Source organism: Rhizobacter sp. J219 (assembly GCF_024700055.1).
Lineage (GTDB): Bacteria > Pseudomonadota > Gammaproteobacteria > Burkholderiales > Burkholderiaceae_C > Rhizobacter.
In genome coordinates this window covers 4,651,973-4,676,455 of record NZ_JAJOND010000001.1, presented here as the reverse complement: position 1 = coordinate 4,676,455, position 24,483 = coordinate 4,651,973, and the positions used below count along the sequence as shown (strand labels likewise).

The 24,483-nt window shown below is 68.5% G+C and carries 24 protein-coding genes and 2 pseudogenes; 17 read left to right on the top strand and 9 right to left on the bottom strand.

Going from position 1 to position 24,483, the window contains the following annotated elements; translation table 11 throughout:
- Positions 1 to 2: 2 nt before the first annotated feature.
- The 4 genes from LRS03_RS22240 to LRS03_RS22225 all read right to left on the bottom strand — a co-directional run bounded on the left by LRS03_RS22240 (position 3) and on the right by LRS03_RS22225 (position 5,041).
- On the bottom strand, positions 3 to 1,265 hold the full coding sequence (locus tag LRS03_RS22240; protein WP_257828335.1) for a putative DNA modification/repair radical SAM protein: 1,263 nt from the start codon (positions 1,263 to 1,265) through the stop codon (positions 3 to 5).
- 43 nt (positions 1,266 to 1,308) lie between these two features.
- The gene (locus LRS03_RS22235; RefSeq protein WP_257828334.1) at positions 1,309 to 2,052 is read right to left on the bottom strand and encodes a TylF/MycF family methyltransferase; all 744 of its coding nucleotides are present in this window, start codon (positions 2,050 to 2,052) and stop codon (positions 1,309 to 1,311) included.
- A gap of 129 nt (positions 2,053 to 2,181) precedes the next feature.
- Positions 2,182 to 3,675 carry a glycerol kinase GlpK gene (gene glpK, locus LRS03_RS22230; protein WP_257828333.1) on the bottom strand — a complete coding sequence of 498 codons (1,494 nt, stop codon included), beginning with the start codon at positions 3,673 to 3,675 and terminating at the stop codon, positions 2,182 to 2,184.
- A gap of 601 nt (positions 3,676 to 4,276) precedes the next feature.
- On the bottom strand, positions 4,277 to 5,041 hold the full coding sequence (locus LRS03_RS22225) for a DeoR/GlpR family DNA-binding transcription regulator (protein WP_257828332.1): 765 nt from the start codon (positions 5,039 to 5,041) through the stop codon (positions 4,277 to 4,279).
- A 251-nt stretch (positions 5,042 to 5,292) separates the two neighbouring features.
- On the opposite strand from LRS03_RS22225, the gene glpD reads away from it, so the two are divergent.
- The 7 genes and pseudogenes from glpD to LRS03_RS22190 all read left to right on the top strand — a co-directional run bounded on the left by glpD (position 5,293) and on the right by LRS03_RS22190 (position 13,162).
- The gene (glpD, locus tag LRS03_RS22220) at positions 5,293 to 6,915 is read left to right on the top strand and encodes a glycerol-3-phosphate dehydrogenase (RefSeq protein WP_257828331.1); all 1,623 of its coding nucleotides are present in this window, start codon (positions 5,293 to 5,295) and stop codon (positions 6,913 to 6,915) included.
- Entirely contained in the window at positions 6,906 to 7,976 is a 1,071-nt protein-coding gene (locus LRS03_RS22215) for an ABC transporter ATP-binding protein (protein WP_257828330.1), read from the top strand. Before glpD ends, LRS03_RS22215 begins: the two co-directional genes overlap by 10 nt.
- Positions 7,976 to 9,005: pseudogene (locus LRS03_RS22210) on the top strand (ABC transporter ATP-binding protein). The gene LRS03_RS22215 and the pseudogene LRS03_RS22210 overlap by 1 nt, the downstream one beginning before the upstream one ends.
- Positions 9,002 to 9,886, top strand: a complete 885-nt coding sequence (locus LRS03_RS22205) for a carbohydrate ABC transporter permease (protein WP_257828329.1) — start codon at positions 9,002 to 9,004, stop codon at positions 9,884 to 9,886. The pseudogene LRS03_RS22210 and the gene LRS03_RS22205 overlap by 4 nt, the downstream one beginning before the upstream one ends.
- Positions 9,879 to 10,691, top strand: coding sequence for a carbohydrate ABC transporter permease (locus LRS03_RS22200; protein ID WP_257828328.1), 813 nt, complete (start codon positions 9,879 to 9,881; stop codon positions 10,689 to 10,691). Before LRS03_RS22205 ends, LRS03_RS22200 begins: the two co-directional genes overlap by 8 nt.
- A gap of 339 nt (positions 10,692 to 11,030) precedes the next feature.
- Positions 11,031 to 11,339: a DUF2160 domain-containing protein gene (locus LRS03_RS22195; RefSeq protein WP_257828326.1), complete on the top strand. Its 309-nt coding sequence runs from the start codon at positions 11,031 to 11,033 to the stop codon at positions 11,337 to 11,339.
- A gap of 89 nt (positions 11,340 to 11,428) precedes the next feature.
- Positions 11,429 to 13,162: an ABC transporter substrate-binding protein gene (locus LRS03_RS22190; RefSeq protein ID WP_257828325.1), complete on the top strand. Its 1,734-nt coding sequence runs from the start codon at positions 11,429 to 11,431 to the stop codon at positions 13,160 to 13,162.
- Positions 13,163 to 13,238: 76 nt separating this feature from the next.
- Here the strand turns inward: LRS03_RS22190 and LRS03_RS22185 are convergent, their stop codons facing one another.
- The 3 genes from LRS03_RS22185 to LRS03_RS22175 all read right to left on the bottom strand — a co-directional run bounded on the left by LRS03_RS22185 (position 13,239) and on the right by LRS03_RS22175 (position 14,848).
- Complete coding sequence (locus LRS03_RS22185) at positions 13,239 to 13,850, bottom strand: DUF937 domain-containing protein (protein ID WP_257828324.1); 612 nt, start codon at positions 13,848 to 13,850, stop codon at positions 13,239 to 13,241.
- Positions 13,851 to 13,863: 13 nt separating this feature from the next.
- On the bottom strand, positions 13,864 to 14,271 hold the full coding sequence (locus LRS03_RS22180; RefSeq protein ID WP_257828323.1) for a DUF3597 domain-containing protein: 408 nt from the start codon (positions 14,269 to 14,271) through the stop codon (positions 13,864 to 13,866).
- Between the two features lie 70 nt (positions 14,272 to 14,341).
- Positions 14,342 to 14,848, bottom strand: a complete 507-nt coding sequence (locus tag LRS03_RS22175; protein WP_257828322.1) for a cupin domain-containing protein — start codon at positions 14,846 to 14,848, stop codon at positions 14,342 to 14,344.
- Between LRS03_RS22175 and LRS03_RS22170 the strand changes: the two genes are divergently transcribed.
- A complete protein-coding gene (locus LRS03_RS22170) occupies positions 14,847 to 15,650 on the top strand; it encodes a DUF4198 domain-containing protein (protein WP_257828321.1) in 804 nt (267 codons plus the stop codon). The genes LRS03_RS22175 and LRS03_RS22170 overlap by 2 nt on opposite strands.
- On the opposite strand, the gene argC is transcribed toward LRS03_RS22170, so the two are convergent.
- A complete protein-coding gene (gene argC, locus LRS03_RS22165; RefSeq protein WP_257828320.1) occupies positions 15,634 to 16,572 on the bottom strand; it encodes an N-acetyl-gamma-glutamyl-phosphate reductase in 939 nt (312 codons plus the stop codon). The two genes, LRS03_RS22170 and argC, sit on opposite strands and share 17 nt — an antisense overlap.
- Positions 16,573 to 16,671: 99 nt before the next feature.
- On the opposite strand from argC, the pseudogene LRS03_RS22160 reads away from it, so the two are divergent.
- Positions 16,672 to 17,557: pseudogene (locus LRS03_RS22160) on the top strand (LysR family transcriptional regulator).
- Here the strand turns inward: LRS03_RS22160 and LRS03_RS22155 are convergent.
- Positions 17,554 to 18,594, bottom strand: a complete 1,041-nt coding sequence (locus tag LRS03_RS22155) for a GlxA family transcriptional regulator (RefSeq protein WP_257828319.1) — start codon at positions 18,592 to 18,594, stop codon at positions 17,554 to 17,556. The pseudogene LRS03_RS22160 and the gene LRS03_RS22155 sit on opposite strands and share 4 nt — an antisense overlap.
- Before the next feature lie 95 nt (positions 18,595 to 18,689).
- Here LRS03_RS22155 and LRS03_RS22150 point away from each other — a divergent pair, with 95 nt between their 5' ends.
- The 8 genes from LRS03_RS22150 (at position 18,690) to cadR (ending at position 24,458) form a co-directional block, all read left to right on the top strand.
- Positions 18,690 to 19,439, top strand: a complete 750-nt coding sequence (locus tag LRS03_RS22150) for a sterol desaturase family protein (RefSeq protein WP_257828318.1) — start codon at positions 18,690 to 18,692, stop codon at positions 19,437 to 19,439.
- Between the two features lie 24 nt (positions 19,440 to 19,463).
- Entirely contained in the window at positions 19,464 to 20,432 is a 969-nt protein-coding gene (locus LRS03_RS22145; protein WP_257828316.1) for a tetratricopeptide repeat protein, read from the top strand.
- The gene (locus tag LRS03_RS22140; RefSeq protein WP_257828315.1) at positions 20,405 to 20,788 is read left to right on the top strand and encodes a tetratricopeptide repeat protein; all 384 of its coding nucleotides are present in this window, start codon (positions 20,405 to 20,407) and stop codon (positions 20,786 to 20,788) included. The genes LRS03_RS22145 and LRS03_RS22140 overlap by 28 nt, the downstream gene beginning before the upstream one ends.
- Positions 20,789 to 20,846: 58 nt before the next feature.
- On the top strand, positions 20,847 to 21,353 hold the full coding sequence (locus LRS03_RS22135; RefSeq protein WP_257828314.1) for a TspO/MBR family protein: 507 nt from the start codon (positions 20,847 to 20,849) through the stop codon (positions 21,351 to 21,353).
- Between the two features lie 61 nt (positions 21,354 to 21,414).
- Positions 21,415 to 22,383, top strand: coding sequence for a DMT family transporter (locus LRS03_RS22130; RefSeq protein WP_257828313.1), 969 nt, complete (start codon positions 21,415 to 21,417; stop codon positions 22,381 to 22,383).
- A 56-nt stretch (positions 22,384 to 22,439) separates the two neighbouring features.
- On the top strand, positions 22,440 to 22,820 hold the full coding sequence (locus LRS03_RS22125) for a hypothetical protein (RefSeq protein WP_257828312.1): 381 nt from the start codon (positions 22,440 to 22,442) through the stop codon (positions 22,818 to 22,820).
- Entirely contained in the window at positions 22,810 to 24,030 is a 1,221-nt protein-coding gene (locus LRS03_RS22120) for an acyltransferase family protein (protein WP_257829640.1), read from the top strand. The genes LRS03_RS22125 and LRS03_RS22120 overlap by 11 nt, the downstream gene beginning before the upstream one ends.
- Entirely contained in the window at positions 24,027 to 24,458 is a 432-nt protein-coding gene (gene cadR / locus LRS03_RS22115; RefSeq protein WP_257828311.1) for a Cd(II)/Pb(II)-responsive transcriptional regulator, read from the top strand. The genes LRS03_RS22120 and cadR overlap by 4 nt, the downstream gene beginning before the upstream one ends.
- The last annotated feature ends 25 nt before the right edge of the window (positions 24,459 to 24,483 follow it).

The following is a 24,483-nucleotide window of genomic DNA, read 5'->3' as shown; positions in this document are numbered from 1 at the left end:
TCTCACGCAAACAGCACGCCCTGCACCGGCGCTGGCTTCAGCGTCGCCGCCAGCTGCGTGTCATCGATCGCACGGGGCTTGTGGTCGGGCAAGAGCAGGAAGGGCAAGGCCTTGGCCAACGGCACGCGCAGGCGCTTGAGGTCGTCGCTGCGCAGGCGGCGCACACGGCGGGCGGCCAGCACACGCTCCACCGCCTTGGCGCCGAGGCCGGGCACGCGCAGCAGCAGCTCGCGCGGTGCGCGGTTCAGGTCGACCGGAAAGCGCTCGCGGTGCGCGAGCGCCCAGGCGAGCTTGGGGTCCACATCGAGGCGCAGCAAGCCGTCGTTCGACGCCACGATCTCCTCGTGCGCGAAACCGTAGAAGCGCATCAGCCAGTCGGCCTGGTACAGGCGGTGCTCACGAACCAGCGGCGGGGCTTTGAGCGGCAGGGTCGAGGCCGCATCGGGGATGGGGCTGAAGGCCGAGTAGTAGACGCGCCGCAGGCGATACGCGCCATAGAGCTGCGCGCTGGTGGCGAGGATGGCACGGTCATCGGCCGCATCGGCGCCCACGATCATCTGCGTGCTCTGGCCGGCCGGTGCGAAGCGCTCGGGCCGCGCGCGCTTCGGCCGCGCCTTCGGCATCGACACCACCGCTTCGGCGGCCCGCGCCGAGTCTCTCGCGTCGTCGATGTGGACCCGCAGCCGCGCCATCGAGCGCTTGATGGCCGGTGCATCCTTCTCCGGCGCGAGCGAGGCGAGGCCGGCTTCAGTCGGCAGCTCGATGTTGATGCTCAGGCGGTCGGCATAACGCCCGGCGCGCTGCAGCAACTCGGGCGCCGCGTCGGGAATCGTCTTCAGGTGGATGTAGCCGCGGAAGTCGTGTTCCTCGCGCAGCACCCGCGCCACCTCGACCACCTGCTCCATCGTGTAGTCGGGGCTTCGGATGATTCCCGAGCTGAGGAACAAGCCCTCGATGCAGTTGCGCCGGTAGAAGTCGAGCGTGAGCTGCACCACTTCGTCGATGCTGAAGCGGGCGCGCGGCACGTTGCTCGTGACGCGGTTGACGCAGTACAGGCAGTCGTACTGGCAGAAGTTGGTGAGCAGGATCTTCAGCAGCGAGATGCAGCGCCCGTCGGGCGCGTAGCTGTGGCAGATGCCCATGCCCTCGGTCGAGCCGAGGCCGCGACCGCCCAGCGAATCGCGCCGCTCGGTGCCGCTGGAGGCACACGAGGCGTCGTACTTGGCGGCGTCGGCGAGGAGGGCGAGCTTCTGTTGGGTGTTCACTGTACGAATATACAGTGACACCCCTTGCAGCCGCCAAATCCCCTCAGTGCCGGTGGTCGACCTTGGTGACCTTGAGCGAGCCGGCGCGGTCGTCGAGCGTGAACGAGCCCATCACGCCGCGCAGGAACTCATCGGTCGCCTTCCGGCAGCCGCCCCAGTCGTGATAGTCGTCGAGGATGATGCTGCCGCCCACCACGAGCTGCGGAAAGATGCGCTCCAGGCAGGTCATCACCGGCTCGTACCAGTCGACGTCGATGTGCGCGAGCGCGATCGGGTCGCTCGGCTGCAAGGTGTCCTGCACCAGCCCCTTGACGAGCGACACCGACTGCTGCGCGAGCCGGATGCCGAAGTTGGCGAAGTTGCGCTGCACCGTCTCGTAGAGGTCGCGCTGGTAGCCGTAGTAGAGGTCGTCGCCGATGCCTGCCGATTCACCGCGCAGGATGATCTGGTAGCGCTCGTGCACATCGGGCGTGTCGTCTTGCGTGGGCGCGGGGATCATGCCGAACACGTCGTATACCTCCAGCGGCCGCTCGTCGCTTTTCACGCTCGCCAGCAGGATCGCCGAGCCGCCGAGCGCACAGCCCGCTTCCATGAAGGTGCCGGGCAGGCCGGCCGCTTCGATGGCGCGTGCGGTGGTCAAGAGGCTCGCGAGTTTCTTCTCGGACAGGTAGGTGAGGTTCTCGGCGCGGATGCGCGCGATCAGCATCCGGTCTTGTGCCGACACACCATGCAGGCGCCCGGCTCGGCCGGCGATGCGGCCGGCGACGCGTTTCAAACCATCGAGCATCTCGGTGTCTCCCGTTGCGGCACAGGGGGCGGAGTATTCCCCTCCCCCTGCCCCGCGTGGGAGATGCACCTTTCGCAGTCAGGGCTACTGGCCGGCCGCCCGCGCCGAGTAGGCCTTACGTTGCCGTGGTCATGCTGCCGTGGTCATGCGAACAGCATGCTCCCACTGCGCCATGCGCTCCTGCGCCCGCTCGCGCGGCAGCGTGGGGCGGAAGGTGCGGTCGACCTGCCACTGCGCCGAGAGTTCGTCGAGGCTCTTGTAGACACCACACGAGAGCCCCGCAAGGTACGCCGCGCCAAGCGCGGTGGTCTCGATCACCTTCGGCCGCACGACCGGGATGCCCAGCAGGTCGGCCTGGATCTGCATCAGCAGGTTGTTGACGCACGCGCCGCCGTCGACCCGCAGCTCGGCCACCGGCGAGCCGCCCGCGGCCACCGCGTCGCGGCTCATCGCCTGCAGCAGCGCAGCGCTCTGGAAGGCGATGCTCTCCAGCGCCGCGCGGGCGATGTGGGCCACGGTCGTGCCGCGGGTGAGGCCGACGATCGCACCGCGCGCATCGGCCTTCCAGTACGGCGCGCCGAGCCCGGTGAAGGCCGGCACGACCACCACGCCGCCCGCATCGGGCACGCTCTCGGCAAGCTGCTGCACTTCGCCGCTCGCCTTGATGGCGTGCAGTCCATCGCGCAGCCACTGCACCACCGCGCCGCCGATGAAGACACTGCCTTCGAGCGCGAACTCGGGCGTGGCCGTGGGTTGTGCGGCGCTCGTCGTGACCAGGCCATTGGTCGACAGCTGGAAGTTGGTGCCGGTGTGCATCAGCATGAAGCAGCCGGTGCCGTAGGTGTTTTTCGCGAGGCCGGGGCGGAAGCAGGCCTGGCCGAAGAGCGCGCTCTGCTGGTCGCCGGCCACCCCGCCGATGGGCAGCGAGGCGCCGAGCAGCTCGGCGCGGGTGTGGCCGAAGAGATGCGCCGAGGGCTTCACCTCGGGCAGCATCTCGCGCGGCACGCCGAGGATCTTGAGCAGCTCGTCGTCCCAGGTGTTGGTGTTGACGTTGAGCATCAGCGTGCGCGAAGCGTTGCTCACGTCGGTGATGTGGGCCTGGCCGCCGGTGAGCTGCCACATCAGCCAGGTGTCGACGGTGCCGAAGGCGAGCTCGCCCTTGCCCGCGGCCTCGCGTGCGCCGGGCACGTTGTCGAGGATCCACTTGAGCTTGGTGCCGGAGAAGTAGGCGTCGAGGATGAGGCCGGTCTTCTTCTGGAAGGTGGGCTCCAGGCCCTGCTGCCGAAGCTGCGCGCAGGTCGGCTCGGCGCGGCGGTCTTGCCAGACGATGGCGTTGTAGACGGGCTCGCCTGTTGTCTTGTTCCAGACGACGGTCGTTTCACGCTGGTTGGTGATGCCGATGCTGGCGATGTCTTTGGCTTGCAGCTTGGCTTTCTGCAGCACTTCGCGTGCTGTCGCCAGTTGGGTGTCCCAGATTTCCTTGGGGTCGTGTTCGACCCAGCCGGGTTGGGGGTAGATCTGGCGGAACTCGCGCTGCGACATCGCGACGATGTGGCCGTCTTGGTCGAAGACGATGCTTCTGGAGCTGGAGGTGCCTTGGTCCAGGGCGAGGATGTATTTCATGTCTTTCTCCTTTGGCGGAGGACTTCGTTTTTTACTGCGTGGCGGGTTTGCCGGGATTTCGCCCCGGCGGGCGAGTCACTTTCATTTGTCGCGCCAAATGAAAGTAACCAAAGCAAAGGCGCTCTTCATTTGGCCGTGCCAGTGGCTACAGGTCTCGGCCGATGAGGCACCTGTGTACATCGGACCTCCGCACACATGCTGGACCACCGAGCCACTCGGCTCGCTGCGCATCGCCTCGAACTGTGTGGCGCTGTGCGCCCGCCCCTCCAGCACGAGGCGAAGCGAGTCGAGAGTGTGATGCCCGCGAAGCGGGCGGCGGTATCCCGGGGCCCTTGAGAGCCGTCGAGCAGCGCAGGGCTTTGTGGGGCGCGCGATAGCGCGCTTCGTCCTCTGACTTCGGGCAGCTGTTTGAACGTAGCGAGCGCAGCTCGCGCAGTGAGTTCTGCCCGACCCACAAAGTCCGAGCAGCGCAGAGCAGTCGGCCCTAGGCCGACCGGCGAACGGGGGGCCCTTTTTTTTGCCTTCTTTTCTTTGGGCAAGCAAAGAAAAGAAGGTCGCCCGCCGGGGCGAAATCCCGGCAACCCGCCACGCAGTGCCAAATTCAAGAAGCCACTTCGCACTGCACCCCCGCCTCCGCCAGCAACGAAGGAAACGGCTCCGGCGGCGCCTCATCCGTGAACAGCATGTCGACCTCGTCGAGCCCCGCCAGCTTCACCATCGCCGGCCGATTGAACTTCGAGTGGTCCGCCGCCAGCCACACCTGCCGCGAGTGCTCGATGATCGCCCGCGCGACCTTGACTTCGCGGTAGTCGAAATCGCGCAAGGTCCCGTCGTCCTCGATGCCGGAGATGCCGATCAGCCCAATGTCCACCTTGAACTGGCTGATGAAGTCGACCGTCACCTCGCCCACGATGCCGCGGTCACGAGAGCGCACCACCCCACCGGCCACGATGACCTCGCACGCCGGGTTGTCCGACAGGATCGCCGCGACGTTCAGGTTGTTGGTGATGACGCGCAGTCCCTTGTGGTGCAGCAGCTCGCGTGCGATGGCCTCGGTCGTCGTGCCGATGTTGATGATCAGCGAGCACCCCTCGGGCACCGCCGCGGCCACCGCCCGCGCGATGCGCTGCTTGCTCTGCTCGTTGAGCTGCTGGCGCTGCCGGTAGGCGATGTTTTCCGTTGTCGAGGTCGGCAGACGCACGCCGCCGTGGAAGCGCGCCAGCAGCCCCGCCGCGGCCAGCTGCTTCACGTCGCGCCGCACCGTCTGCAGCGTCACGCCGAACTGGTCGGCCAGGGCCTCCACGGTGACGGCGCCGCGGTTGCGCACTTCCTGGATCAACAAGGCTTGTCGGGGATTGGGGGTCATGCGAAGTCGAGGCTCGGGCCGATGCTGGGTCGCGAGCGTAGCGGCACATCGGGACTTTCGAGTGGGGGGGATGTCCGCTCTTGCGAAGTGTTCGTTTGTGGGCTAAAAAGAAAAAAGGAGAAAACAAACGAACACAAACCGAACACGTCTGTGAGATAGTCCGCGCCTCCCTGACGCTGACAGGGTCTTCGGGCTCCTCACCCTCGCAAACGGTCACCGTTTCTTTCCTTTCCTCGACTGGAGACAACAGCTTGAATCACCGCCACACGGGCTCGGCCGAGCAGGCCGCGCCCGCCACCCAGCCCACGGCCCCACGCGACTGCGATGTGCTCATCGTGGGTGGTGGCATCAACGGGGCTGGCATTGCACGCGACCTCGCGGGGCGCGGGCTGTCGGTGGCGCTGTGCGAAAAAGACGACCTCGCGGCGCACACCTCGTCGTCGTCGACCAAGCTGATCCACGGCGGGCTGCGCTACCTCGAGTACTACGAGTTCTCGCTGGTGCGCAAGGCGCTGGCCGAGCGCGAGGTGCTGCTGAAAAGCGCGCCGCACATCATGTGGCCACTGCGCTTCGTGATGCCGCACGACCCCTCCATGCGGCCGGTGATGATGATCCGTGCCGGCCTTTTCCTCTACGACCACCTGGCCCGGCGTGAGGTGCTGCCTGCGTCCGAAACCGTGGACCTGCGCCGCCACGCCGCCGGCCAGCCGCTGAAGGCGCAGTTCAAGAAGGGCTTTGTCTACTCCGACGGCTGGGTCGACGACGCCCGCCTGGTGGTGCTCAACGCGATCGATGCCGCGGCCCATGGCGCGAGCATCCTCACCGGCTGGCGCTGCACCGATGCGCGCCGCGAGGCCCACGGCTGGCAGGTCACGCTGACCGATGCCTCGGGTGCCACGCAGCGCTGGAAAGCCCGCGCCCTCGTCAACGCCGCCGGCCCCTGGGCCGCGCAGTTCCTGCGCGAACACGCGCACCTGAAAGACACCAAGTCGCTGCGCCTGGTGAAGGGCAGCCACATCGTGGTGAAGAAACTCTTCGACCACGACCACGCCTACATCTTCCAGAACCCCGATCGCCGCATCATCTTCGCCATCCCCTACGAAGGCGAGTTCACGCTGATCGGCACCACCGACGTGGAAACCGACAGCCCGATCGGCAAGGCGCAGATCGACGACAGCGAGATCGCCTACCTGTGCGAGCAGGCGAGCCGCTATTTCGCCAAGCCCGTGACACCCGCCGACGTGGTATGGACGTACGCCGGCGTGCGCCCCCTGATGGGCGACGAAAGCAGCGATGCCTCGGCCGTCACCCGCGACTACATGCTCGACTACGACATGAACGGCGCGCCCATGCTCACCGTGTGGGGCGGCAAGATCACCACCTTCCGCAAGCTCGCGGAAGAAGCGGCCGACGGCCTGTGCAAACGTCTGCACAACCGCCAGCCGTCGTGGACGGCGAATGCCTTCCTGCCCGGTGGCGACCTCTCCGCCTGGATCGGCCCCCCGCAGCGCCCCGACACCGACTTCGAGCGCTTCGATGCCGCGCTCGCCGAGCGCCACCCGCAGTGGCATGCCGACACCCGCCGGCGCCTCGCGCGCTGCTACGGCTCGCGCATCGAACTCGTGGCCGGCTCGCAGGGCCTGGGCGAAGAGATCGCCCCCGGCCTGCACGAGGCCGAGCTCGTCTACCTGCACGACCACGAATGGGCGCGCAGCCCCGACGACGTGCTGTGGCGCCGCACCAAGCTCGGCCTGCACATCACCGACACCCAGCGCCAGGCCGTGGCCCGCTGGTGGGCCGCGCGCTGGCCGACAGACGCGCGCACCGAACCGATGAACACCGGAGACAACGTGAGGACGACAACATGGAGTTGACCCTGGAGCGGGTCGACAAGATCGTGGGCCCCGAGACCCACCTCTACCCGCTGGACCTGAAACTCGCGCCGCGCGCCGTGACCGTGCTGCTCGGCGCCACGCAAGCGGGCAAGACCACGCTGATGCGCCTGATGGCCGGGCTCGACGCGCCCAGCCACGGCCAGGTGCATGTCGACGGCAAAGACGTGACCAGCATGCCGGTGCGCGAGCGCAACGTCGCGATGGTCTACCAGCAGTTCATCAACTACCCGTCGATGACGGTGTTCGACAACATCGCCTCGCCGCTCAAGCTGCGCGGCGAGAAGAGCATTGCCAACCGCGTTCAGGAGCTGGCGGCCAAGCTGCACATCGAGCCCTTCCTCAAGCGCCTGCCCGCCGAACTCTCCGGTGGCCAGCAGCAGCGGGTGGCCCTGGCCCGTGCGCTCGCGAAGAACGCTCCGCTGATGCTGCTCGACGAGCCGCTGGTCAACCTCGACTACAAGCTGCGCGAGGAACTGCGCGACGAGCTGACGCAGCTCTTCGCCGCCGGCGACTCGACCGTGGTCTACGCCACCACCGAGCCCACCGAAGCCCTGCTGCTCGGTGGCTACACCGCGGTGATGGATGCCGGCGAGCTGCTGCAGTACGGCCCCACCGCCGAGGTCTTCCACAAGCCGAAGTCCATTCGCGTGGCACGTGCCTTCAGCGACCCGCCGATGAACCTCATCGCCGGCAACGCGGCCTCGCTGGGCGTCTCGCTGCCGGCCGGCGTGCAGCTCTCGGTGCCGCTGCCCGCGGCCAGCACCGCCAACCTGACCATCGGCGTGCGTGCGAGCGCGCTGCACATCACGCAACGCCCCGGCGACGTCGCCCTGCCCGGCAAGGTCGAGCTGGCCGAGATCTCGGGCTCCGACACCTTCGTGCACGTGGAGACGGCGGTCGGCGAACTCGTCGCCCAGCTCACCGGCGTGCATTTCTTCGACCTCGGCTCGAACATCACGCTGTACCTGCACCCGGCGCAGGTCTATGTGTTCGATGCCAGCGGCGCCCTGCTCGTCGCGCCCACGCGAGGGATGACCTGATGGCCCGCATCGACCTCGACCTCGCGCACTCGTACCGCCCGAATCCCCAGAAGGATGAGGACTACGCGCTGCTGCCCCTGAAGATGACCTTCCGCGACGGCGGCGCCTATGCGCTGCTCGGCCCTTCGGGTTGCGGCAAGACCACCCTGCTCAACATCATCTCGGGCCTCGTGACCCCGTCGCAAGGCACGGTGAAGTTCGACGGCCACGACGTCACCAAGCAGTCGCCGCAGCAACGCAACATCGCCCAGGTGTTCCAGTTTCCCGTTATCTACGACACGATGACGGTCGCCGAGAACCTGGCCTTCCCGCTGAAGAACCGCGGTGTCGCGCCCGACAAGATCAAGCAGCGTGTCGGCACGATCGCCGAGATGCTCGAGATGAGCAACCAGCTCGACACCCGCGCCGCCGGCCTCGCCGCCGACGCCAAGCAGAAGATCTCGCTCGGCCGGGGCCTGGTGCGCGAAGACGTGAGCGCGGTGCTCTTCGACGAGCCGCTCACCGTGATCGACCCTCACCTCAAGTGGCAGCTGCGCCGCAAGCTCAAGCAGATCCACCACGAGTTTCAAGCTCACGCTCGTCTACGTGACGCACGACCAGGTGGAGGCGCTGACCTTCGCCGAAGAGGTGGTGGTGATGACGCGTGGCCGCGCGGTGCAGATCGGCTCGGCCGACCAGCTCTTCGAGCGCCCGCAACACACCTTCGTCGGCCACTTCATCGGCTCGCCGGGCATGAACTTCCTGCCCGCCGGCATCGTGCCTGGCGCGCCCGAAGGCGCCGACACGCTGGGCGTGCGCCCCGAGTACGTGACGCTCGCCGAGCCTCGCGCCCCCGGCGCGCTGCAGGCGATGGTGACGCAGCGGCAAGACGTCGGCACCTACTGGCTCGTCACCGCGAAGGCGGGCGACAGCGTGATCCGCGCCCGCCTCTCGCCCGAGACCACGCCGCCGGCCGTCGGCGACGCGGCCTGGTTCGGTGTGAAGGGCACGCACACCTGCTACTACAAGAACGAGGAGTTGGTGGCATGAAGCCGATCAACCAGAAAGCGTGGTTCCTGATCCTGCCCGTCATCCTGTGCGTGGCCTTCTCGGCCATCCTGCCGCTGATGACGGTGGTGAACTACTCGGTGCAGGACATCATCTCGCCCGAGCGGCGCGTGTTCGTCGGCACCGAGTGGTTCAAGTCGGTGATGCGTGACGAAGACCTGCAGGGCGCACTGCTGCGCCAGATCGGCTTCTCGTTCTCGGTGCTGCTGGTGGAGATTCCGCTCGGCATCTGCCTCGCGCTCTCGATGCCAGCGCAGGGCTGGAAGTCGTCGGCCGTGCTGGTGCTCGTCGCCATCTCGCTGCTGATTCCCTGGAACGTCGTCGGCACCATCTGGCAGATCTACGGCCGCACCGACATCGGTCTGCTCGGCGCCGCACTGGCCGCGCTCGGCATCGACTACAGCTATACCGGGAGCGCCACCGACGCGTGGCTCACCGTGCTGGTGATGGACGTGTGGCACTGGACGCCGCTCGTGGCCTTGCTCTGCTTCGCCGGCCTACGCGCCATTCCCGATGCGTACTACCAGGCCGCCCGCATCGACGGCGCGAGCAAGTTCGCCGTCTTCCGCTACATCCAGCTGCCCAAGCTCAGGGGCGTGCTGATGATCGCGGTGCTGCTGCGCTTCATGGACAGCTTCATGATCTACACCGAGCCCTTCGTGCTGACCGGCGGTGGCCCGGGCAACGCGACGACCTTCCTCAGCCAGTACCTCACGCAGAAGGCCGTCGGCCAGTTCGACCTCGGCCCGGCCGCGGCCTTCTCGCTGATCTACTTTCTCATCATCCTGCTGCTGTGCTTCATCCTCTATAACTGGATGCAGCGCGTGGGCACCCAATCGAAGGCGGAGGCATCCCATGGATGAGAGACGCTTCCGCAAGCGCACGATCTTTCTGATCGCGTATCTGCTGTTTGCCATCCTGCCGGTGTACTGGATGGTCAACATGTCGTTCAAGACGAACGAGGAGATCCTCTCGACCTTCAGCCTGTTCCCGCAAGACTTCACCTGGGAGCACTACAAGACGATCTTCACCGACGAGAGCTGGTACTCGGGCTACATCAACTCGCTGATCTACGTGGCCATCAACACGGTGATCTCGTTGCTGGTGGCGCTGCCGGCGGCCTATGCCTTCAGCCGCTACCGGTTCCTCGGCGACAAACACGTCTTCTTCTGGCTGCTCACCAACCGCATGACGCCACCGGCGGTGTTCCTGCTGCCCTTCTTCCAGCTCTACACCACGCTGGGCATGATGGACACGCACATCGCCGTGGCGCTTGCGCACCTGCTGTTCAACGTGCCGCTGGCAGTGTGGATCCTCGAAGGCTTCATGAGCGGCATCCCGCGCGAGATCGACGAGACGGCCTACATCGACGGCTACTCCTTCCCGCGCTTCTTCCTCACCATCTTCATCCCGCTGATCAAGGCCGGCGTGGGCGTCGCCGCCTTCTTCTGCTTCATGTTCAGCTGGGTCGAACTGCTGATGGCACGCACGCTGACCAGCGTCGACGCCAAGCCGATCGTCGCCACGATGACCCGCACTGTGAGCGCATCGGGCATGGACTGGGGTGTGCTCGCCGCGGCGGGCGTGTTGACCATCGTGCCGGGCGCAATCGTGATCTGGTTCGTCCGTCACTACATCGCCAAGGGCTTCGCGATGGGGCGGGTGTGATGTTCGCTGTTGCCTCTTCATTCATCGATCGGCGCGGGGTCGTGCCGGCGGGGTGCCCTGCTCCGCTCATGTCCCTCCTCGATGAACGCTCCCGCGTTCATCGATTCCTTCCTTTACTTCGCTGCGCAAGGCACCCCGCCGGCATGACCAGCACCAGCAGTGGCATGCGGCGCTCTTACACCGCATGCCAGCTCAGTGCCCAGCCGTGGCCGATGGGGACCGGGCGTAGCGAAGTTAAGGAGGAGGAATGGGCGCAGCCCATTCCGGGGGACATGAGCGGAGCCCGGTCCCCATCGGCCGCGGCCCGCGCCCAAACAACGCATACGGAGCACTGACAACATGTTCGAGTGGATGGCCTGGACCCCTCCGGTCGCAATCTTCTTCACCAGCATCGTCCTCATGCTGATCGGCATGACCGTGTGGGAGCTGAAGTCGCCCACCACGATGCGCAAGGGCTGGCTGCCGATGGAAACCACGAGAGGCGACCGCCTCTTCATCGGCCTCTTGAGCGCCGCCTACGTCAACCTCGCCTTCGTCGCCGTGAGCGAGAAGCTGATGACCTGGCTGAGCCTGGAGAACGAGCCTTCGATCTGGATCAGCTTCATCGTCTCGATGGCCTTGCTCGCACTGATCATGCGCAAGGGCTAGGGACCAAGGGTTTTGGAAAAGGCATCCGGCCATCACTTCCCAGCCGGCGTGCCAATTTGAGCAATGGGAAGCATCCTCAGGAGACAGACATGAAATTGCGCTTGAACGCTGTGGCCCTGGCCGCTGCCGCTCTGGTCATGGGCCAGAGCGCATGGGCCGGCGAGGCCGAAGCCAAGAAGTGGATCGACAGCGAGTTCCAGCCGTCCACGCTGAGCAAGGAGCAGCAAACGGCCGAGTTGAAGTGGTTCATCGAAGCAGCCAAGAAGCTGCAGGCCAAGGGCGTGAAGGAGATCTCGGTGGTCTCCGAGACCATCACCACGCACGAATATGAATCGAAGACGCTGGCCAAGGCCTTCGAAGAAATCACCGGCATCAAGGTCAAGCACGACCTGATCCAGGAAGGTGACGTCGTCGAAAAGCTGCAAACCTCCATGCAGTCCGGCAAGTCGATCTACGACGGCTGGATCTCCGACTCCGACCTGATCGGTACCCACTACCGCTACGGGAAGATCATGAACCTGACCGACTACATGTCGGGCAAGGGCAAGGAGTGGACCAACCCCGGCCTCGACCTCAAGGACTTCATCGGCACGAGCTTCACCACCGGCCCCGACAAGAAGCTCTACCAGCTGCCCGACCAGCAGTTCGCCAACCTGTACTGGTTCCGCGCCGACCTCTTCGCCCGTGCCGACCTGAAGGACCGCTTCAAGAAGAAGTACGGCTACGACCTGGGCGTGCCGCTGAACTGGAGCGCGTATGAAGACATCGCCGACTTCTTCACCAACGACGTGAAGACCATCGACGGCAAGCCCATCTATGGCCACATGGACTACGGCAAGAAGGACCCGTCGCTCGGCTGGCGCTTCACCGACGCGTGGCTGTCGATGGCCGGCACCGCCGACATCGGCATCCCCAACGGCAAGCCGGTCGACGAATGGGGCATCCGCGCCTCGGCCGACGGCTGCACGCCGCTCGGCGCTTCTGTCTCCCGTGGCGGCGCGACCAACTCGCCCGCCGCTGTCTACGCACTCACCAAGTACGTCGACTGGATGAAGAAGTACGCCCCGAAGGAAGCCACCGGCATGACCTTCGGCGAAGCCGGCCCGGTGCCCGCTCAAGGCCAGATCGCCCAGCAGATCTTCTGGTACACCGCCTTCACCGCCGACATGACCAAGAAGGGCCTGCCCGTGGTCAACGAAGACGGCACGCCGAAGTGGCGCATGGCCCCCGGCCCCAACGGCCCGTACTGGAAGCAGGGCATGCAGAACGGCTACCAGGACGTGGGCTCGTGGACCTTCTTCGAGAAGCACGACGAGAACCGCACCGCCGCAGCCTGGCTGTACGCGCAGTTCGTGACGGCCAAGACGGTGTCGCTCAAGAAGACCATCGTCGGCCTGACCCCGATCCGCGAGAGCGACATCCAGAGCAAGGCCATGACCGACCTGGCACCGAAGCTCGGCGGCCTGGTCGAGTTCTACCGCTCGCCGGCACGCGTGGCCTGGACGCCCACCGGCACCAACGTGCCCGACTACCCCAAGCTCGCGCAGCTCTGGTGGAAGAACGTGGCCGTCGCCGTGACGGGTGAAAAGACCCCGCAGGCCGCGATGGACAACCTGGCCGAAGAGATGGACCAGGTGCTGGCCCGCCTGGAACGCGCCGGCATGGCACGTTGCGCGCCGAAGCTCAACAAGAAGGAAGACCCTAAGAAGTACCTGAGCGACAAGGGCGCACCATGGGCCAAGCTCGCGAACGAGAAGCCGAAGGGCGAAACCATCGCGTATGACACCTTGCTGAACGCCTGGAAGGCAGGCAAGGTTCGCTGACCGTCCAGAAGCGAGTGGCCCGCGGGTGGGCCACTCTTATGCCCCCGTCGTGAAAGCGCCGGGGGCTTTTTAACGCCTACCGCCCGAGCTTGCCGGCCATGCGCAGGATGTCGTCGAGCGCGTTGCCGTCGCCGTTGAGGTCGAGCATCGACCCGAGGCCACCGCCTGCGCCCGGTGCAGCGCCCGCGCGGCCGCCACCCAATCCCCCGACAAGCCCACCCAGCAGACCCCCCAGGCCGCCGCCGTCGGCACTGCCGCCATCGGAACCTGGCGCGGCACTACCGGTCTTGTTTGCCATGAAGCCCGCCACCGCCATCGCGAGCAGGGGCAACATGCGCCGCAGCAGGGCCGGGTCCAGCCCCGAGCTGGCGGCGGCGCTTTGTGCAACGTCGCGGCTCACCTCCTTGGAGCCGAAGATCTGGCCCAGCACGTCGTTGCCACGGCCCACGTCGGTGGGTTGCGGCGAGAGCACGCTGTCGAGCAGGCCACCGCCGCCCAGCTGCCCGAGCAGCCCACCCAGGCCGTCGAGCCCCGCGGGTTGTGCCTGCGCCTGCTTCTTGAAGCCGCCCAGGATGGCAGGCAACAAGGCCTCGGCGCCGCTCGCGGCCTGATCCTCGCTCACGCCCAGTTCGCGCCCGATGGCGGACAGCCCGCCCATCTGCGACAGGATGTCGGTCATGGAGTTCATCGTGCGGCTCCGGTCAGTCCAGCAGCTCGGCGGGCACGTTGCCGCCGTTGGCCGCGATGTGGGCCAGCACGTTCTTGTGCAGCCACATGTTCATCTTGGCCGAGTCGCCCATCAGCTCGTCGGGGCAGTACAGCTCCTTGGCCAGCGCCTTGCGGGCCTCCAGGCTGCTGTCGATGTCGAGCAGCTTCAGAAGGTCGACGATGGAGGTGCGCCAGTTGAGCTTCTGTGGGTTGGCGGCCGCGCGCTTTTCGAGCTGGGCCACCACGTCGACCACCGCGATCGGGTTGACCACCTCCTGCGCAGGCGCGGCGGCAGCGGCCACCGGCGCAGGGGCAGGAGACGCGGGGGCCGTGGCAGCAGGCGTGGCCGCCTGCGCGCTGTTGATGCCCAGCTTGTCGAGGATCTTGCTGAAGAAGCTCATGGGAGTCTCCTGTCAAAGGAAGAGGGGATGGGACGCAACCCATCCTAAGCCCGCACCCAAGACGAAACCGTTAACCCGACACGGCCACTGGGCCGGGCCGCGGCGGCCGGCGGCGAAACGGCTTCATCAGCGCACCCAGCACCCGGCTCAGCAGCCGCGCCGGCGGCAGCACCGAGCGGCGGTTGAACGACAGCTTGCGCACATGCTGCGGCACATGCCACTCCCACCAGCTACCGCTCGGGAAGTAGGCCACCACGCCCGGCACCAGCCACTGCACACGCCCCTGCGCATCGGTCACCCGCACCTCGCCTTCGAGAATGAGCACCGTCTCTTCCACGCCGAAGAACCAGCGGAAGCGCCCGCCGCTGCATTCCCACACATGCGTGGCGGCCCAGCCGTCGGTGTTGGTCGAATGGCAGCCGCTGCGGGCATGGGGTTGGCCTTCGAGCACCCAGCTGGGTTCGATCGGGTCGTCGTGCAGCGCGATGCTGTCGAGCTGCTTGAAAACGCCAGCATCCAGACCGCCTCCTTGCGCGTAAGAAGAACCTGCTGCGTCCCGACAATCGACTCCGCTCATGGCCCCGCTCCTTCTGCGTCACCTCTTCATCACCGCCTGCCTCGCCGGCGCCGGGTCGGCCACGGCGCACGACACCTGGTTCGAGGCCCTGCCCGCCCCGCGGCCCGGCGAGGTGCTGCTCCATCTGGGCACCGGCAACCGTTTCCCGCAGCACGAGTTCACCGTGGGCGAAGCCTCGCTGCGGCAGCAGGGCTGCCGGCGGGACGGGGCAAAGGCCGTGCCATTGCAGGCCGCCGGCGAGAGCGCGCAGGCGCTGACCCTCAAGGCACGGCCCGGCGGCGGCACCGGCCCGGTCACCTGCTGGGCGCAGCAGCAGCCGTTCGAGGTGGAGATCGCACCGGCCACCGTCGAGGTCTACTTCAAGGAGATCAACGCCTCACCGGCCGTGCGCGCCGCCTGGGCGGAGATGCAGGCGCGCGGCCTGGCCTGGCGCGAGCGTTATGCCAAGCACGCGCGCATCGAACTCCCCGGGCGCCGCAGCGGCACCGCACGCCCCACCGACATGGCGATGGACGTGCTGATCGAGAGCGGCCTGCACACGCTCGTCGAAGGCGACACCGTGCGCCTGCGGGTGCTGCGCGACGGCCAGCCGCTGCCCGAGCTCGCGGTCGAGTTGCAGAACGACCAGAGCCCCATCGGCTTCTGGAAGAAGACCGACGCCGAAGGTCGCGTGAGCTTCACCGTGCCGATCGCCGGGAACTGGCTGCTGCGCGGCACCGACCTGCGCCTGTCGACCACCGCGCCCGACACCTGGGACAGCGGCTTCGTCACGCTCGCCTTTCGCGTCAACGCGAAGCGCTGATCGCCTCCAGCATCAGGTCGAGGTTCTGCACCGCCGCGCCGGAGGCGCCCTTGCCGAGGTTGTCGAACACCGCGCTCAGCAGCACCTGGCCCTGCGCCGCGTTGTCGAACACCGCGAGCTGAAGATCGTTGGTGCCGTTGAGCGTCTGCGGGTCGAGGCGCTCCAGCGACTGCGATTGCGCCGCCGTCAGCACACGCACGTGGCGCGTGCCATCGAAGTGCGCTGCCAGCGCAGTGCGGATGCAGCGTGCATCGACCCCCTGCGGCAACAGCCTCGTGTGCAGCGCGATCGTCAGCACGATGCCCTGGCGGTACGCCCCGTACGCCGGCACGAAGACAGGCCGGTGTGTGAGCCCGGCATGCAGCGCCATCTCGGGCGCGTGCTTGTGCGAGAGCCCCAGGCCATAGACCTGGAACGGCAACGCCTGTGTGGCGTTGGGGCCTTCGTGTTCCTCCACGCCGGCCCGGCCACGGCCCGAGTAGCCCGACACGGCGTGGACCGTCACCGGATGGTCGCGCGGGAGCAGCCCGCTCTCCACCAACGGTCGCAGCAGTGCCACCGCGCCGGTCGGGTAGCAGCCGGGGTTGGACACCCGCGTGGCCTGCGCGATGCGCTCGGACTGCCCGGCCGCCATCTCTGGGAAGCCGTAGACCCACCCCGGTGCCGTGCGGTGCGCCGAGCTGGCGTCGATCACACGCACCGCGGGGTTGTGGATCATCGCCACCGCCTCGCGCGCCGCGTCGTCGGGCAGGCAGAGGATCGCAACGTCGCAGTGGTTGAGCGCTTCGGCCCGTGCACCCGGGTGCTTGCGTCGGTCGGCCCGCAGGGTCAGCACCCGCAGGTCGGTGCGCCCTTGCAGGCGGGCATGGATCTGCAGGCCGGTCGTGCCCTGGTCGCCGTCGATGTAGACGATGGGGATCATGGAGGTCTCCGAATGCCGGCGTGATGGCTGCATCTTCAGCGTCGGAGCAAATTAAGAAAAGTTGTATTTCGTGACGCCGAGATTCAGAATGCCTGCACCATGCGTGAACTCGACCTCGACCGCCTGCGCACCCTCGTCACCATCGCCGACCTCGGCTCGTTTGCCGCTGCCGCGCGCGCGCTTCATCTCGCGCCGCCGACGGTGAGCCTGCATGTGTCCGAGCTGGAATCGCGGCTCGACACGCCGCTCTTGCTGCGCAACCGCGGCCAGGTCGCGCCCACCGGGCCCGGCGCCGCGCTGATCGAGCGCGCTCGCCGCCTGCTGGCCGATGCCGATGCCGCGCTCGACGAGGTGCAGCGCCTGGTGGAAGGCCGCACCGGGCGCGTGCGCGTGGGCGCATCGACCGGCGTGCTCGCGCACCTGCTGCCGCAGGCGGTGGAGGTGCTGTCGCGCGACCACCCCGGCATCGACGTGCAGGTGGCCGTGCTCACCTCGCAGGAAACCATGGCGCGCCTGGCCGGCGGCACCGTCGACATCGGCCTCGTCGCGCTGCCGCAGGCCACCAGCGTGGGCCTCAAGGTGCAGCCGTGGCGGCGCGACCCGGTGATGGCCTTCGTGCCCGCCTCATGGAAGGCGCCGAGCCACGCCACGCCCGCCTGGCTGGCGCAGCAGCCGCTGATCCTCAACGATGCGAGCACCCGGCTGTCGCGCCTCACCGGCGAATGGTTCGCCGAAGCCGGCGAGCAGCCGCGCGCACGCATCGGATTCCAACTACAACGACGCGATCAAGAGCCTGGTCGCGGCCGGCTACGGTGCGGCGCTTCTGCCGCACGAAGCCACCGCCGCACAGGCCGACAAACGCATCGCGATGCTGCCGTTGCGGCCCAAGCTGTGGCGCCCGCTCGGCATCGCTCACCGCACGGGTGCGCTGGAGCCTTCCACCGCGCATGTGCTGGACGTGCTATGGCGCTTGCGCCAAGCCTAAACGGCGGCCGCCCTGCGCAACTGCGCCCCCAGCGGCGCAAAGCGCTTGCGGTACTGCGCCGGCGTCAGCGCCACCTTGCGGCGGAACAGGCGGCCGAAGAAGCTTGCGTCCTGGTAGCCGACTTCGTGCGCGATGGCCTCCACCGGCAGGTCGGTCGACTCCAGCATCTGCTTGGCCTCTTCCAGCCGCACGGTGTGCACGTATTCGAGCGGCGTCATGCCGGTGGCCTGGGCGAAGCGGCGCTTGAAGGTCCGCTCGGGCAGGCCGGAGAGCTGCTGCATCTGCGCCACCGGTGACTCCTCGCGGTAATTCGACGCCACCCACAGCTGGCAGCGCGCCACCAGCTCGTCGGCCGCGCGGGGGCCGCGCGTGAGCGAGGCATAGGCGGTGGCGCTGGTGCTGTTGAGGTCGAGCAGGTTGATGCGCGCGACCTGCATCGCATCTTCGGGCGAGGCATAACGCGCGATCAGCGCGAGCGCCAGCATGTGCCAGGCCACGCCGCTGCCGGCCATGATGAGCCGCTGCTGGGGCCCCGCCACGATGAGCCCGCGCTCGGCATGCCAGCGGGTGCGCGGGTACTCGCGGGCCAGCAGGTCGCAATAGGCCCAGTGCGAGGTGGCCTCCTGGCCGTCGAGCAGGCCGGTGGCGGCGAGCAGCAGCGCACCCGAGCAGGCCGAGGCGAGCGTGGCACCGCGGTCGTAGGCCCCGCGCAGCCAGGCCACCTCGGCGTCGTAGAGGCCGGCGACCGGCGTGCCGGGCGGGATCATCAGGTCGGTGATGACGGCCACGTCGGGCTGCGGGCAGTCGGCGAAGCTCGCGTCCGGCGTGATGCGCACGCCGTTGCCGCCCTCGAAGGGCCGGCCGTCGGCGCTCACCACCAGCGGGCGGAAGGGCGAGGGCGTGTCGGGCCCGCCGTGCAGCATGTGCCAGTCGCGGCGCGTGCAGCTCAGCGTGTCGTAGAAGCCGTAGAGCGTGGCGGCGCTGACGGCCGGCGTGCCCAAGAGGGCGACGGTGATGGGGCGAGGCTCCTGGGGCATGGCAGTTTCCACCGTGTTGTGGCCGGATCGACTCTGGTGTCGACGACTGGGGCGGCCGACGATGCGCCCTCGACAACACACAGGGACGCCTCGACATGCCCACTCCAATCGACATTCTCATCGACCCTCTCACGCTTGGCGTGCTGGGTCTCTTCATCGGCCTTCTGCTGTGGGAGCGGCTCGCCCCGGCGCGCACCATGCCGCCCGTGCGCGGCTGGTGGCCGCGGGCGCTGGTGGCGCTTTTCGCCTACCTGATGGTCTCGTCGTACCTGCCGCTCTGGTGGGGCGAGGCGCTCGCGCCGCTGCAGCTCTTCGACCTGTCGGCCTGGCCCACCTGGGCCGCCGCCGGCGCTGGCGTGCTGGCCTACGAGCTGCTGGGCTACGCGTACCACCGCAGCATGCACGCGGTGACGCCGCTGTGGCGCCTCCTGCACCAGATGCACCACAGCGCCGAGCGGCTGGAGGTGAGCAGCGCGTTCTGGTTCAGCCCGCTCGACATGGCCGGCTGGACGCTCGTCAACAGCCTCGCCTTCACGCTGCTGGGCCTGCCGCCGGCCGCCGCGGTGCCGGCGGTGCTCTTCATCACCCTGCTTGCGATCTTCCAACACGCCAACGTGCGCACGCCGCGCTGGCTGGGCTACCTGGTGCAGCGCCCCGAGAGCCACTCGCTGCACCACGCCCAGGGCGTGCACCGATTCAACTACGCCGATCTGCCCGTCATCGACATGGTGTTCGGCACTTTCCGCAACCCGGCGCACCATGCGCGCGAGAACGGCTTCTGGCCCGGCGCCTCGGCGCGCGTGCTGGACATGCTGATGCTGCGCGACGTGTCCACCCGCCGCTGAACCCCGCCTCCCAGGAGAAACGACATGAACCTCATCGACCCCCAAGGCCACCGCGTCAGCAACGCCACCCCGCAAAGCCTCGACGCCTACGAACGCGCCGCCCGCGAGCTGCTGTGCATGGTGGGCGACCCGCTCGCCCGCATCGAGCAGGCGCTCGCCCTCAGCCCCGAGATGACCATGGCCCACGCCCTCAAGGCCTGGCTGATGCTGCTCGGCACCGAAGCCCCGGCCCTGCCGGCGGCACGCGCCGCACTCGACGCCGCCGCAGGCCTGCCGGCCGACGACCGCGAGCAGCGCCACCTCGCCGCCGCCCGTGCCTTGTGCGACGGCCACTGGCGCGAGGCCGCGCTGCGGCTCGAAGACCTGAGCCTGCGCTACCCGCGCGACACGCTCGCGCTGCAGGTCGGCCACCAACTCGATTTCTTCCGCGGCGACAGCCGCATGCTGCGCGACCGCATCGCCCGCGCCCTGCCTGCATGGGACGCCGGCGTGCCCGGCTGGCACGCAGTGCTGGGCATGCACGCCTTCGGCCTGGAGGAATGCGGCCAGTACGTCGACGCCGAACGCCAGGGCCGGCGCAGCGTGGAGCTGGAGCCGCACGACAGCTGGGGCTGGCATGCAGTGGCGCATGTGCACGAGATGCGCCACGACCCGCGCGCCGGCATCGCCTGGCTGCAGACGACGAGCGACACCTGGGCCGACGGCAGCTTCCTTGCCACGCACAACTGGTGGCACCTCGCGCTCTTCCACCTGGGCTCGACGACCATGCCGAGGTGCTGCGCCTGTACGACCGCGCGATCGGCGGCACCGGCTCGACCGTGGTGCTCGACCTCGTCGACGCCAGCGCGATGCTGTGGCGCCTGCAGCTGCGCGGGGTCGACGTGGGCGGCCGCTGGCAGCCGCTCGCCGAACGCTGGTTGCCGCATGCGACGAGCGCCAACTACGCCTTCAACGACCTGCACGCGATGCTCGCCTTCACCGGCGCCGGCATGAAGGCCGCGCAACAGCAGCTGCTCGATGCACAACAGGAAGCGATGGCCGGCGACGGCGACAACGCGATGTTCACCCGCGAGGTGGGCAGCCCGGCGACCCGCGCGGTGCTGGCCTTCACCGAGGGCGACCACGCGCAGGCGACCTCGTTGCTGCGTGGCATCCGCTCGCAGGCGCACCGCTTCGGCGGCAGCCATGCGCAACGCGACCTGATCGACCTCACGCTCATCGAGGCGGCGCTGCGCAGCGGCGACGTGGCCCTGGCACGCGGCCTCGCGCACGAGCGGCTGGCGCAACGGCCACGCAGCGCCTGGGCCCAGCGCCTCGGTCAGCGGGCGCAGGCCTTGCGGGCCGGCTGATCCATCGAGGAACCCGCACGGCGATCGAGGGTGTTCGCCTCGGCCGACACTGCGGGCCATGACAAGCCTCACCCTGCCCGCACCGCAGCGCCCCTGGCTCGGCCTCCTGGCCTGGCTCGCCCTGAGCGTGGTCGTGGCCGCCCTCGGCGGCATCGCCTCGGCCGACGCCGGCGCCTTCTACCGCCAGCTCGAACTGCCACGCTGGGCGCCGCCGGCGTGGCTCTTCGGCCCGGTGTGGACGGTGCTCTACGCCGCGATGGCGGTGGCCGCCTGGTGGGTGTGGCGCAGCCCGCCCACACCCGCGCGGCGCGCCGCGCTCGTGCTCTACGTGGCGCAGCTCGTGCCGAACGCGCTGTGGAGCTGGCTCTTCTTCGCCTGGCAGCAGGGTGCGCTCGCGATGGCCGACATCGTGCTGCTGTGGCTGCTGATCGTGGCGACGATCGCCGCCTTCTGGCGCGTGCGGCGCGCGGCCGCGGTGCTGCTGATGCCCTACCTGGCCTGGGTCAGCTTCGCCTCGGTGCTCAACTTCTGGCTCTGGCGACACAACCCGACGCTGCTGGGTTGAACAGCGCGCAGCGCCGCTGGGTTGAGCGGCTCCCGCCGCGCACCTGAACGACACTGCGCACATGACCGCTGGATTTCTCTTCGCCCTGGCCGCCGGCCTCATGTGGGGCCTCGTCTTCGTCGGGCCGCTGATGCTGGCCGAGTACCCCGCCACGCTGCAGTCGTTCGGCCGCTACCTGGCCTTCGGCCTGATCGCGCTGCCGCTTGCGTGGTTCGACCGGGCGCGGCTGCGCGAACTGTCGCGTGCCGACTGGGTCGAGGCGCTCAAGCTCGCCGCCGTCGGCAACGTCGTCTACTACCTCTTTCTGGCCGGCGCCATCCAGCGGGCCGGCGGGCCGCTGCCGACGATGATCATCGGCACGCTGCCGGTGGTGATCGCGATCACCGCCAACCTGCGGCGTGGCACCGGCGAAGCGCGGCTGCCGTGGCGCCGCATGCTGCCGTCGCTCGCGCTCATCGCGGCCGGCATCGGGCTCGTCAACCACGTCGAGATCACCCACCTGCGGCACGACGCGAACGCCGACCTCGCGCGGTACGCCCTGGGCGCACTGCTCGCGGTGGGTGCCGTCGTCTGCTGGACCTGGTACCCCATCCGCAACGCCGAATGGCTGCGGGCACACCCCGACCGCAACCCACGCAGCTGGGCCACGGCGCAGGGCATCGCCACGCTGCCGCTTGCGCTCATCGGCTACGCGTCTGTGTGGCTGTGGAGCGTCGCCAGCGCCGACCCCTTCCCCATGCCCTTCGGCCCGCGCGCCGGCGACTTCCTGCTGCTGATGTTTGCCATCGGCCTCTTTGCCTCGTGGCTTGGCACGGTGTGCTGGAACGAAGCCAGCCAGCGCCTGCCGCCCAGCCTGGCCGGGCAGCTGATCGTGTTCGAGACGCTGGCGGCACTCGCCTACGCCTTCGTGCTGCGGCGGCAATGGCCGGCGCCCGAGACGCTGATGGGCATCGCGCTGCTGGTGGCCGGCGTGCTGTGGGCGCTGCGCACACGGCCCGAGCCGCTGGCGGCGGAGGGCCACGCGTCCTGACAGCGCCAAAGACGCTGTGCGAAGATTCCGCGATCACGGCAGACGGGGAGAACGACATGGCATTGCTGATCGCGGGCGCGGTTCTGGTCGCACTGGGCTTGTTTGCCGGCGGCGTGCTCGTCGCAGCACCGCTCGGGCTGGTCGCCGGGTCGGTGGATGCGACGCTGTGGGTGCTGTTCCCGCTGCTGTCCATCACCGGCTTCGTGCTCTTCGTCGTGGGTGCCAAGACGGCGCAGATCCGCGGCCTGTCGCAGCTCATCTCGTGGGGCCTGCTGGCGCTCGCGCTGGCCTCGGCGGCCGGGCTGGTGCTGCGCGCCGCGTCGTTCGTGAACGGCGAGACCAGCACGCTCCCGCTCTGGTACGTGCTGGTGATCGCCGGCTTCCTGGGGGCCGTGGGCGCCGCATCGTCGAGCCGCCGTCTTGACAGTGCGGCCTGAGCCGGCAGGGCGCCTGCACGCACTCGACGCGGTGCGTGCCGCGGCCCTGCTGCTGGGCATCGTGCTGCACGCCACGCTGTCGTTCATCCCCGGCGTGGAGCAGATGCCCCAGCTGTGGCCCATCGCCGACACGCAGCAGAGCCCGCTGATGGCGCTCCTGATGTACGCCATCCATGTGTTCCGCATGCCGGTGTTCTTTCTCGTCGCCGGCTTCTTTGCGCAGCAGCTGCTGGCGCGCCAGGGCGTGGCGGGCTTCTGCCGCAACCGCGCCAAGCGCATCGCCGCACCGCTGGTGGTCGCCTGGGTGCTGTGCTTCGTGGCCATCGTCGCGGTGGTGATCTGGGCGGTGGCGCGCCGGCATGGCGGCACGCTGCCCGAGCCGCTGCCACCCTTCATGCAGGAGGCGCGGCCCAACTTCATGCACCTGTGGTTCCTCTACCTGCTGCTCTGGCTGTACGGCCTCGCGCTGCTGGCGCGGTGGCTGTGGCGGCGGGTCGATGCCGACGGCGCGGCGCTCGACCGGCTGCTGCAGCGTGTGCTCGCCACACCCGCCGATGTGTTGCTGCTGGCCGCACCGATCGCGCTCGCGCTCATTCTCACGCCGGACTGGATCGTCATCCTCGGCGTGCCCACGCCGGGTTACACGCTGATCCCGCCGCCCGGGCCGCTTGCCATCTACGCCTATGTGTTCGGCCTCGGCTGGTGGCTGGGGCGGCAGCGGACGCTGCTGGACGTGCTGGCCCGCCGCTGGTCGTGGCACCTCGCGCTGGGTGTGGCGGGGGCGCTGGTGGCGCTGTTGTCCGCCAAGACGCACCCCGGCCTGGCACCGATCGGCGAGGCCGGGCCGAAGGCGCTCTATGCCGTCGCCTACGCGCTCGGGCTCACGGCGGGCACGCTCGCCTTTGTCGGCCTGGGGCTGCGCTTCTTCTCGGCGCCGAGCCGCACCGTGCGCTACCTGGCCGATGCCTCGTACTGGATCTACATCGCCCACCTGCCGCTCGTGATGGCACTGCAGGCGGCGGTGATGCTGGCGCCGTGGCACTGGGCGCTCAAGTACGCCGGCATCAACCTCGTGGCGACCGCGCTGCTGGTGGCGAGCTACCAGCTCGCGGTGCGGCACACCTGGGTCGGCGTGTGGCTCAATGGCAAGCGGGCAGCGCCCTCGAAACCCCACCGCGGCCACGGGCTGGACCAAGGAGCTGCACGATGAAGATCGGTGAACTCGCCGCGGCGGCCGGCTGCGACGTGCAGACGGTGCGCTTCTACGAGCGCGAAGGGTTGCTCGACGCACCGCAGCGCCTGGCCTCCGGCTATCGCCACTACGAAGCACGGCACGTGTCGCGGCTGCAGTTCATCCGCCATTGCCGGGCGCTCGACATTCCGCTCGCCGAAGTGCGCCAGCTGATCGGCTACGCGCAGACGCCCCACCAGTCATGCCACGCGGTCGATGCGCTGATCGGCGATCACATCGGGCGGGTGCAACGCCACATCGCGGCACTGCAGTCACTCGAGCAGCAGCTCGCCGCGCTGCGCGCCGAGTGCAAGGGTGCCAGCAGCGAGCGTGCCTGCGCCATCCTCGAGGCGTTCATGCGTGCACCGTCAGAGCACGCCTGCGCGTGCCACCCGGACGCATCATGAAAAAAAGAGCCGGCCCGAGGGCCGG